This is a genomic window from Acinetobacter sp. WC-743, assembly GCF_000335555.1.
In the GTDB taxonomy this organism is placed as follows: Bacteria; Pseudomonadota; Gammaproteobacteria; order Pseudomonadales; family Moraxellaceae; genus Acinetobacter; species Acinetobacter bereziniae.
Genome location: NZ_AMFQ01000044.1, coordinates 17560 through 28967, shown reverse-complemented (window position 1 = coordinate 28967; position 11408 = coordinate 17560). Strand labels below are relative to the sequence as shown.

Below are 11408 nucleotides of genomic sequence, written 5' to 3'. Positions count from 1 at the left end.
AGTGCAAGCTTTATATCATCAAACAATATATTGATCGCTTTAATTTTATTGATCAACAGAAATGATATTCTACTGTATGAATTTTTCAACAGATTGACTATATCATCTATAATTTAAAGCTTCTTTTGCACAACCTTTCAAGCTGTTCATAACTGCCTTTTGAACCAAACTGTCTTTAGCCGACTCGCTCACGGTCGCCTTAAGCAATTCTGTAGCAGGAATATCATTTAAAGCATTATCACTGACGCAAGCACAGATTTTCTCCTGCGCTTGGTTTTGCTGAGTGCTCGACCATAGAAAAGCCGAAGCTTGCCAAATTTTTGAAGATTTTAATTCATTGGCACATTGCAATTCTATCAAAGGCTTAAACATTTTTTGCGTCATGCTTTTATTGGAATCCGCACAAGCAACCGTGATGGGTAAAATCAACATCAATGCAGTTAAAAGTTTCAAATCATTTTCCTCATGAAAAAAAACAGTGCTCACACACTGTTTTTAATATGGCTAGGATATACCTTGACTTAGCTTAATGCATCTATTTGATGATTCCAATTTTGCTTTTCTTCAGCAGAAATAAAAGCAGCATCAAATGAGTTTTTTGCCAATTGTTTTAATTCTTGTGTCGATAAATCCAAAGCTTCTGCAATTGATATAAAGTTATCATTCATATATCCACCAAAATAAGATGGATCATCTGAATTTACAGTCACATGAACACCCTGCTCTAATAAGCGCTGGATATTATGCTGCGCCATATCATTGACAACACATAGTTTAAGATTACTGAGTGGGCAAACCGTTAAAGGCATTTTTTCAGCAATTAAACGTTGCATAAGTACAGGATCTTCCTCTGAACGAACCCCATGATCTATACGATTGACTTTGAGGAGATCTAAAGCTTCCCATACATATTCAGCTGGACCTTCTTCTCCAGCATGTGCAACAACCAAAAATCCAGCTTCACGTGCTTTAGCAAAAACACGTTCGAATTTAGCAGGTGGATGCCCTACTTCACTTGAATCTAAACCAACACCAATGATTTGATCTTTATATGGCAGTGCCTGTTCCAAGGTATCAAAAGCAGCTTCTTCACTTAGATGACGCAAGAAACACATAATCAAATGTGAACTAATCCCAAGCTTAGCTTTTGCATCATCACACGCACGTTGTAAACCGTTGATCACGGTTGCAAATGCTACACCACGGTATGTATGTGTTTGTGGATCAAAGAACATTTCGGTATGTACCACATGATCTTCTGCGCATTTCTCAAAATACGCCCAAGCCAAATCATAGAAATCCTGTTCCTTAACCAATACATTCGCGCCTGCATAATAAATATCAAGAAATGATTGAAGATTATGGAAGTTATATGCCTGTTTCACTTCCTCTACAGATTTATAAGGAATATCAATCTGATTACGCTGTGCAATCGCAAACATGAGTTCTGGCTCGAACGTGCCTTCAATATGTACATGGAGTTCCGCCTTTGGCAAAGCACGGATGAGTTCTAACCTATTCACGATATATCCTCAAATTTCTTAAATTAAATCAAAACATCCAAATCTCTTGGATTTATATCTACACATTAAATAAAAAAGGGCGCAAACATGAGTTTACACCCTCTATGCATTTCTGGATATTAGCCACCAAATGCAACGAATTTAATCACCCAAAGCACAGCAATGATCCACACCATATAAGGTACAGTTTTAGCTTTACCTGTAAACAGTTTAACCAAAGCATAGCTAATGAATCCCATTGCAATACCATCTGCAATTGAGTAGGCAAACGGCATAAATACGATGGTCAAAAATGCAGGAACAGCTTCGGTAATGTCATCCCATTCAATGTTGGTGATCCCTTGGATCATCAATACACCAACAAATAATAATGCTGGTGCTGTTGCAAAACCAGGAACAGATTGTGCAAGCGGTGCTAGGAATAAACATGCAAGGAATAATAAACCCACAACAACAGCAGTTAAACCTGTACGACCACCAGCAGCAACACCTGCGGATGATTCAATATAAGGTGTCGTTGAAGATGTTCCTAAGGCAGCACCTGCAACAATTGCAGTAGAGTCTGCAAACAATGCTTTTTTCAAACGTGGCAATTTACCATCTTTTAACAAACCTGCACGATGTGAAACACCAACCAATGTGCCTGTTGAGTCAAAAAGATCAACCAAGAAGAATACAAAGATAACGCCTACCAAACTTGCTGAAAATAAATTTTCAAAATTCATTTGCATGAACGTTGGTGCAATTGAAGGAATTGTACCCACAACACCCTTAAACTCGTTTAAGCCGAGCGCTGTTGCAATTCCTGTTACTGCTAAAATGCTGATAATAATTGCACCACGAACTTTATAGTGATGCATAATGACTGTGAGGAAAAAGCCTAACAAAGTCAATAAAACAGTCGGTTGTTTTAAATCACCTAAACCAACCAGCGTTGCTTGATTCGCAACAATAATGCCTGAGTTTTTCAATGCAACCAGCGCAAGGAATAAACCAATTCCTCCCCCTATTGCAAACTTCAATGACATTGGAATGGCATTTACAATGGCTTCTCGGATCTTAAACATACTAATTGCAATGAATACCAATCCAGAAACAAATACAGCAGCCAATGCTGTTTGCCACTCAACCCCCATTCCCAAGCAGACTGAATAAGTAAAATACGCATTCAACCCCATACCTGGTGCAAGCGCAATTGGATAGTTCGCTACCACCCCCATAACCAAACAACCAATTGCAGCTGCCAAACATGTTGCGACAAATACTGCACCATGATCCATACCTGTCTCAGATAGAATCAATGGATTAACAATGATGATATAACACATCGTTAAAAACGTTGTTAAACCTGCAAGTATTTCGGTTCTAAACGTTGTTTTGTTTTCACTTAATTTAAATAAGCGTTCGAGCAAACCCGCTGAAGGATTTGGATTCGTCATTGTTGAGCCCCTGTTAAGTTTGAGCTATTCGTTGATAAAATCGAGTTGATTGAGTAAATGATACATGGCATCAATTTAGCCGTAGTTAAGCATTCAATAAACATACCAAAATGACATTTCCGATAAAAAACTTGAATTAAAAAAGCTGCGAATGCGCAGCTTTAATATTCTAGAATGTATAAACGGACTTGATCGGTTATATTTCGCAAATTATATCATACTGTTTATATAATTTTATCAAACTGAACGTCCTCCCCCGTTCATTTCATCGGATCTGATAATTTTTGAACATCAGCATAGCCACTCTTGAGATTATATGGATGAATGATTGCCCTTTAAAATACGCTGATTATTTGGGTTCGCTTCAACATTTTTAATGGTTAAATTTGCTTCTTTAATGATATTCAGCATTTCTTGCTGTTTTTTCTGTTGCGTATCCACATAGGTAAAATAACCAAGAAATAAAATCCCAGCGAAGACTGTCAAAGTTATGAGCTTTACCATTTTTAAATCATGTCAAGTGATAAATTTCGGCGATTATACATATATTTTGTGACTTGTATAACACTTTTATCTAAAAAAATGAATCAAGATACATTTATTAAAATATCGCACTTGAACAGTGCATTTTTATGGACCAAACACCCTAAAATGACAACAATTAAAGCAAAATTCGGTTTAGGGCGGTAAGTTTGAGACTTGCTTAAATTAACCTACACATCGTCTATCAAGGAGGTGTACATCTTCATTGATGATACACGGCATAGCAAAATCTAAAAGACTCAATACGAGAAAAAAACCACAAAGCATTATTCAATAATCAACATTGATGAATGCTTTTAATTAATCTGTCCGCCTGATGCTGCAATCAATTGTGCTGTATTGTTTAACTGTCGTTGTTTTAATTCCAAAGTTGCTTGTTCTGCTTGTAAGCGCAAATTTTGTGCCGTAACCACTTCTAAATAACTCACCATACCTGCTTGATAACGGCGAGTGACCACTTGTTCATTTTCTCTTGCTAATTCAAATAAACGACCTTGTTCATTTTGTTGTTGCCTAAAACTGGCAGATTGTAGAAGTGCATCTTCAACTTCCTTCCATCCTCTTAAAACAATGTGTTTATAATTTGCCGTTTTTTCAGCATAACGTGCTTGTGCAAGCTCAATTTCAGCTTTACGTTTACCTCCATCAAAAATCATTGATGTCGCTTGCAAACCTGTTGACCATAAGTATTGTGGCGCTTGGAATAATTGACTCAAAGTTTGAGCATTGACTGAGCCATTTATACCGATACTAAGATCAGGTAGCCAAGCCGTTTGCGCTAATCCAAGTTCTGCATGTGTGGCTGCAAGTTCTCGTTCAGCACGTCGAACATCTGGACGCTGAATTAATAAACGGCTAGGAATTTGTGTGGGTAAAACAGGTATTTGAAAGGTTTGTTGCTGCCGAGCCAACTGAAATTGTGAAACCGTTTTGCCCTGTAGTACGCCCAAAATATTTTCTTGTAAATCACGATCACGTTGTATTTCAATCTGCTGAATTTCAACTTGTTTGCGCTGTGTTTCTGCTTGAATCACATCTGCACGTGCGATCATTCCAGCAAGATATTGGTTATTGAGAATCTCGACAGATCGTGAATAACTTTTTTGGGTTTGCTGTAATACCGCTAACTGCGCATCCAATATCCGTATATTCCAATAAGCCTCTGTTGCTAATAATTGCTGATTGAGTCTTACAGCATCTAAGTCTGCTTGAGAAGCGGCTAGATTTGCATTTTGCCCTTCAATCGCTTTTGCAACTCTGCCCCACAAATCTGGGATCCAACTGGCTTGAATACCCGTAGACCATTGATTTTTTGCTGAGCTTTGCTTGGTTGCTTGACGATTTACTCCACCGTCTACAATTAACTTTGCTGAACGTTGCGCATACTGTTGGTTGAGTAATGCGGCCGCTTGTACATATCGTGCTTCAGCCTGTTTTAAATCCAAATTTTCGAGATTGAGTTGTTGCATCAATTGATTCAAGGTTGAATCGTGATAAATCTCCCACCATGCATTTGAGTGTATTTTTAAATTTTTGGTTTGTTTCCAGTTTAAAGTTGAATATTTATAGTTCTGATCTGCTTGAATAATTGGCACTTGATATTGCGGTGGATGCCAAACTTTGGTTGATTGACATGCTGTCAGGAACAACATACAACTTAGACTGATCACATTTTTTTTGATTAAATTTTGCATGTTATAGTTCCTATTGACCAGACTGAACGATATGGCTGCGCTTCAATCTTGCGCAAAATTCTGCGCATTTTTCCAAAGCTAAATATAAGACAGGTGTGCTATATAAGGTGAATAATTGACCCAGTGCTAATCCACCCACAATGACAACACCTAAAGGTTGGCGTAACTCAGCCCCTTCAGCCCAGCTAAGTGCCAATGGAATCGTGCCAAGTAGTGCTGCGCTATTGGTCATTAAAATCGGACGAAAACGCAAGCTTGCAGCAGACAACACGGCTTGGTATGCGGACTTACCTTGACGCCGTTCAAGCAAAGTAAAATCAATTAAAAGGATGGCATTTTTCACCACGATGCCAATCAACAAAAACATACCTAAAAGTGCAATGAGGGTAAATTGGAAGTCAAATAACCATAGGGTAAATAGCGCTCCCAATGCCACAGCAGGGATAGTAGATAAAATAGTTAAGGGATGAACCACACTCTCATAAGTAATTCCCAATAGAATATAAATCAGTAGTATCACCACCAAAATTAACCATGCTGCGCTTAAGCCACCTTGTAAACTTTCTGCTTCCACATCTTTATCCGTGGTCATAAATATTTCATTGGGTAACATCACTTCAGGCAAAACAGATCGTATCGCAGCATCGGCCTGTTCATAACTGTAACCTTGTTTCACCACATAACCGATTCCCATCGCTGCAAACTGATTACGGCGATATACTCGATCATTACTAATCCCATAGGACCATTTGGCAAAATTACTCAATGGTACAGATGCACCCTGTTGATTTGGTATACGAACATTCGCCAAAGCTTCTGGATGCTCAGTAAAATGCTTATCGACTTCCATCACCACATGAAATTGTTGATTTTGATCATAAATGGTTGAAATCTGACGTTGTGAAAATGAGTTATTCAATACACTCGATATATTTTCAATCTCTACACCCAAACGACGAGCAGCTTCACGATCTATATCTAATGTGACATGCTGAGCACCTTCATCTCCCATGCTTTCAACTTCCTCAAGTTCTGGAAGTTTCTGCATGGCCTGCGCAACTTTGGGCACCCATTGGCGTAACAAGGCAACATTGTCAGATTGCAGAAGCAACATATAATCTTGACCACTCCCACTTGAAAATGGATCATCTAGTTCTAACTCTTGCTTAACACGTGCCGAGAAAATTGCCCCAGCTTGCCAAGGTGCATTTTGCTTAAGTCGCTCAACAATTTCATGTGAAGATTTTCCACCACGCTCGGCTTTAGGTTTTAAACTCACCATGAGAAAAGAGTTCGTGGTCCCTCCTGCTCCACCTGAAGTCCCAATGACATCTTTTACGGCTGGGTCTTTTAAAACACTTTGACTGAAACTGGCAATTTTCGGCTGCATAATCTGAAAAGAGAACCCATCATCACCACGTATAAAGGCATCTACACGACCTGTATCTTGCTCAGGTAGCACCCGTTTCGATAAATTTTGGTAAAGATATGCGGATGCCCCAATTGCCCCAATCCACAATAGAATTGCAATATAGGCATGTCCAATCATCCATTTCAGGGAGCGCAAATAGAGCTGAGTTAAATATTGTGTTGTACGATGGCTAAACTGGTACAAAGCTTGATGCTGATAACTTTTAAGGGGTTTAAGTGTCCGTGCAGACAAACTGGGGGTCAGAACCAATGACACCAATACAGATAAAATGACAATAAACACTAAAGTTAAAGAGAACTCTCTAAACAATCGTTCAATTACACCGCCCATAAATAGTACGGAAATAAAAATCACCACCAAAGCTAAATTCATTGCCACCAAAGTCGCACCAACTTCACTGATACCTTTGATTGCGGCTTGAACAGGCTGTTCACCTTGTTCAATATGGCGCTCAATATTTTCTAAGACGACAATGGCATCGTCCACAACCAATCCGATTGCCACAATCACAGCCATGATCGACAAATTATTCAGTGAAAAACCTGCGAGATAAATCAAGCTACATGCGCCAATCAAAGTCACGACCAAGGCAATACTGGGCACAATTGCACTTTGTAAACGTCCCAACATCAATGCGACGACGACGATCACCAAAAACATGGAAAATAATAAAGTATCACGTGCTTCATCAAGACTGGCTCGAATAATCTCTGATCCATCCATCACGGTGATGAGTTGAGCGTCCGCAGCAATTAAGGCATTTAATTCAGGTATCTTTTCTTTTATTTTTTCAATGGTCGCAACAGTATTGGCATTGGGTTGACGGCTGATTTTAATAATCACAGCAGGTTGACCATTATGAAAACCACTGACATAACGATTTTCAACGGAGTCTTGTACCTCTGCAACGTCTTTTAAATGAACCAATGTCTGCGCATTTCGATAAACCACCAAATCAGCAAAGTCTTGTGCAGTTTTTAAGTCATTTGAAAGTGCGACCTGCCATCGTAATTTTTCAGTCTCTATGACACCCAATGCCTGTGTTCGATTTGCCTGAACAATCGCTTCACGAACTTGCTCCAAAGAGATCCCTTGAGCAATCAAAGCATTCGGGTTAAGTGTCACTCTCACCGCAGGCATGGAAGCACCATCAATGGCAACTTCACCAACACCACTGACTTGAGCAAGATTCGGTTGTAATTGATTCGCAGCAATCTCATAGAGTTTTCCAGCAGATAAATGCTTTGAACTCAATGCCAAATAAAGAATCGGGCTTTGACTTGGATTAATTTTAAAATATTCAGGTGGGCTAGGCATACCAGAAGGAAGCTGTGACATTGCCGCATTAATCGCTGCTTGTACTTCTCGAGCAGCTTCATTAATGTCCGTATCCAAAGCAAAATGCAAAACCACTTGACTTGAACCTTGACTACTTGAAGAGTTAATGGCTTTAACCCCTGACACCCCCATCATGGCTCGTTCCAAAGGGGTTGCCACTGTCGCAGACATACTTTCTGGACTTGCTCCAGGTAAACTGGCTCGTACAACAATTGTGGGGATATCAGCTTGCGGTAGAGCTGCCACTGGCAAGCGAAAATAAGCCAATATGCCCAACAATACAATTGCTATACCCAACAATATGCTGGCAACGGGTCGATGAATAAAGTTTGAGAGCACCTTCAAGACTCCCTCCCTACTTCATTTGCCGTTATTGTTGATGAATTAGAGTTCGAAAAAGATTGTTGCAATCGATCAAAGAATAAATAAACCACGGGTGTTGTAAATAAGGTAAGTAACTGACTGACAATCAAACCACCGACCATCACGATGCCGAGTGGTTGGCGTAATTCTGCACCAGCGCCCGAAGCCAACATGAGTGGAATCGCTCCGACCAATGCTGCAAGTGTGGTCATTAAAATCGGACGAAAGCGCATTAGTGCTGCTTGATAAATCGCCTGCTGCGGTGTCAAACCATCATTCCTTTGCGCAGCCAAAGCAAAATCGACCATCATGATACCGTTTTTCTTGACCAGACCAATTAATAGGATGATTCCGATCAATGCAATCATATCCAACGGTCGTTGTACCAAAAACAAGGCCACTAAAGCACCGATTGCAGCAGAGGGTAATGTTGAAAGAATGGTAATGGGATGAATAAAACTTTCATATAAAATCCCCAAAACAATATACATCGTGACAATCGCGGCGATGACCAGCCAAAATGTATGTTGTTGGGCATTTTCAAATGCTGCCGCCGCACCTTGTAATTTCAACTTCACATCGATAGGCAAATTGAGCTGTCGTTCCACTTCATGAATGGTTTTAATTGCATCTCCCAATGCCACACCTGAAGCAAGATTAAAAGACACACCATTGGCAGGAAATTGTGCTTGTTGTTGTAAAATAGTCGGCACTCTTTTTTGAACAATCGTAGCAACAGTACTGAGTAATATGGGTTCACCATTACCATTATGAATATAAGTTTGCCCTAAATGATCCAAACCTTGTATCAAATCAGGATTGAGCTCCAAGACAATACGATACTGATTTGATTGGGTATACAGTGTCGCAATCTGACGTTGGGCAAATAAATTCTGTAAGGCCAAACTAATATCTTCAATGCTTAAACCTAAACGAGATGCAGCATCTCGATTGACCTCAATAAATGCCTGTAAACCTTGTCCGCTCCCCTCACTGGTGACATCTGCAAATTCAGAACGTTGTGCCAATGCATCTACCAATAGAGGCGTCCATTTTTCTAAGTCTGAAGCTTGTGTTGCACTTAAGCTGAGTTGATATTGAGTCCGACTAATTTTGTCTTCAATACTCAACTCCTGTACAGGTTGCATCCATCCATAAATACCTTGCACTTGACTCATTTGTTTACGCAAACGGGACATCACCAGATCAGCATCATCACGCTCAGCATGTGACTTTAGGTTAATTAAAATACGCCCATTACTCAGTTTCGGATTATTGGCATCTACCCCAATAAATGAAGATAAACTTTCAACCGCAGGATCTTTGAGAATTTGACTGGCAAGTTTTTGCTGACGTTCACTCATGGCTTGGAATGAAATATCATCTGGTGCTTCAGTTACGACTTGAATCACCCCACTGTCCTGCACTGGGAAAAATCCTTTGGGAATCGCCCAATATAAGAATCCTGCCAGCAATACTGTACTCAACATTACGACTAAGGTCAGGGTTTGATGGCGAAAAACCCACGTCAATCCTTTAGCATAATAATCAATAACTTGATCTAAGCTCCAAGACTTTTTTGAAGTTGCATGCTGAGTATTTTTGAGTAAATAGGCGCACATCATCGGTGTCAATGTTAAAGACACCACCAAAGAAATTGCGATTGCTGCTGCCAAAGTGACTGCGAATTCATGGAATAAGCGCCCAACGACGTCGCCCATAAACAGTAATGGAATCAGTACTGCGATCAATGAAACTGTCAAAGATATAAGGGTAAAGCCAATTTCTCGAGCACCTTTCAATGCCGCTTGTAATAAATTTTCACCTGACTCTCGGTGCCGTGCAATATTTTCCAGCATCACAATCGCATCATCGACCACAAAACCAGTCGCAATCGTCAGTGCCATTAAGGTCAGATTATTAACAGAGAAACCTAGAAAATACATCACCACAAAAGTACCAATAATTGAAAGCGGTACAGCAATACTTGGAATGATGGTTGCAGATAAATTCTTTAAAAACAGAAAGGTCACCATGACCACAAGACAAACAGCAAAAACCAATTCTTTTTGTACATCTCGAATTGAGCTTCGAATACTTTCCGTACGATCTGTTAAAACCCGAATTTTAACGTTTTCTGGTAAATTCTTTTGTAATTCAGGCAATACCTGCTTAATTTGATCAGCAACCTGAATCACATTGGCATTCGGTTGGCGTTGAATATTCACCAAAATCGCTGACTGGCTGTCTGCCCAAGCTGCCATATAACGATCTTCACTGCCTTCTATAATTTTTGCCACATCTTTTAAACGTATCGGTGCGCCGTTATTCCATCGCAAAATTAAATTTTCATAATCGTGAATTGAGCGAATCTGGTCATTGGCATCCAACATTGTGGTTCGAAAAGGACCATCAAAACTGCCTTTCGGTTGATTGGCATTGGCTGACTGAATCGCTGTTCGTACTTGCTCTGCACTCATTTTGTAAGAAGCAAGCGCGGCTGGATTCATTTGTACCCGTATTGCAGGTCTTTGCCCACCTGCAAGACTGACCATGCCCACACCAGTCAGTTGTGAAAGTTTCTGAGCAACACGTGTATCAACCATGTCATAGACTGTAGTTAAAGGCAAAGTATCAGAACTAATGGCCAAAGTAATCACTGGAACATCGGCAGGATTAACCTTGCGATACACAGGTGGTGTGGGCAGATCATCGGGTAACTTATTGCTGGCTGTACTGAGTGCGGACTGCACTTCTTGTTCAACTACACCCAATTCCGCACTGAGTTCGAACTGTAAAGTAATTACCGACGCACCAACAGAACTACTGGACGACATCTGTTTCAACCCTGCAATTTTCCCCATTTCACGTTCAAGTGGAGCGATAATGGTTCTTTGCACCGTATCTGGATTTGCACCGGGTTGAAAGGTATATACCTGAATAATCGGATAATCGACTTGTGGCAAAGCAGATACTGGAAGCAAACGCCAAACTAAGAAACCACTGAATAACAAGGCAAGCATTAACAGCGTCGTAGCGACTGGACGTAAAATAAAGAATCGTGAAATATTCATGA

7 protein-coding genes are annotated in these 11408 nt (G+C 40.1%); all 7 read right to left on the bottom strand.

Going from position 1 to position 11408, the window contains the following annotated elements:
• Positions 1 to 102: 102 nt before the first annotated feature.
• Positions 103 to 453 carry a hypothetical protein gene (locus tag ACINWC743_RS06520; protein WP_004831184.1) on the bottom strand — a complete coding sequence of 117 codons (351 nt, stop codon included), beginning with the start codon at positions 451 to 453 and terminating at the stop codon, positions 103 to 105.
• A gap of 68 nt (positions 454 to 521) precedes the next feature.
• Positions 522 to 1523 (bottom strand): adenosine deaminase, encoded by a 1002-nt coding sequence (locus ACINWC743_RS06515; RefSeq protein WP_035300505.1) that lies wholly within the window; start codon positions 1521 to 1523, stop codon positions 522 to 524.
• Between the two features lie 119 nt (positions 1524 to 1642).
• Positions 1643 to 2962 (bottom strand): NCS2 family permease, encoded by a 1320-nt coding sequence (locus ACINWC743_RS06510; RefSeq protein WP_004831186.1) that lies wholly within the window; start codon positions 2960 to 2962, stop codon positions 1643 to 1645.
• A gap of 312 nt (positions 2963 to 3274) precedes the next feature.
• Positions 3275 to 3466, bottom strand: a complete 192-nt coding sequence (locus tag ACINWC743_RS06505; RefSeq protein WP_004831187.1) for a hypothetical protein — start codon at positions 3464 to 3466, stop codon at positions 3275 to 3277.
• Between the two features lie 335 nt (positions 3467 to 3801).
• Positions 3802 to 5199 carry an efflux transporter outer membrane subunit gene (locus ACINWC743_RS06500; RefSeq protein WP_035300503.1) on the bottom strand — a complete coding sequence of 466 codons (1398 nt, stop codon included), beginning with the start codon at positions 5197 to 5199 and terminating at the stop codon, positions 3802 to 3804.
• 10 nt (positions 5200 to 5209) lie between these two features.
• Positions 5210 to 8314: an efflux RND transporter permease subunit gene (locus ACINWC743_RS06495; RefSeq protein WP_035300500.1), complete on the bottom strand. Its 3105-nt coding sequence runs from the start codon at positions 8312 to 8314 to the stop codon at positions 5210 to 5212.
• Positions 8311 to 11406 carry an efflux RND transporter permease subunit gene (locus ACINWC743_RS06490; protein ID WP_009584820.1) on the bottom strand — a complete coding sequence of 1032 codons (3096 nt, stop codon included), beginning with the start codon at positions 11404 to 11406 and terminating at the stop codon, positions 8311 to 8313. The genes ACINWC743_RS06495 and ACINWC743_RS06490 overlap by 4 nt, the downstream gene beginning before the upstream one ends.
• Between the last annotated feature and the right edge of the window lie 2 nt (positions 11407 to 11408).

Bases quoted from the DNA above. Each gene is read 5' to 3' on its own strand.
- ACINWC743_RS06510 (WP_004831186.1), bottom strand. From the start codon at position 2,962: ATGACGAATCCAAATCCTTCAGCGGGTTTGCTCGAACGCTTATTTAAA.
- ACINWC743_RS06505 (WP_004831187.1), bottom strand. From the start codon at position 3,466: ATGGTAAAGCTCATAACTTTGACAGTCTTCGCTGGGATTTTATTTCTT.
- ACINWC743_RS06500 (WP_035300503.1), bottom strand. From the start codon at position 5,199: ATGCAAAATTTAATCAAAAAAAATGTGATCAGTCTAAGTTGTATGTTG.
- ACINWC743_RS06490 (WP_009584820.1), bottom strand. From the start codon at position 11,406: ATGAATATTTCACGATTCTTTATTTTACGTCCAGTCGCTACGACGCTG.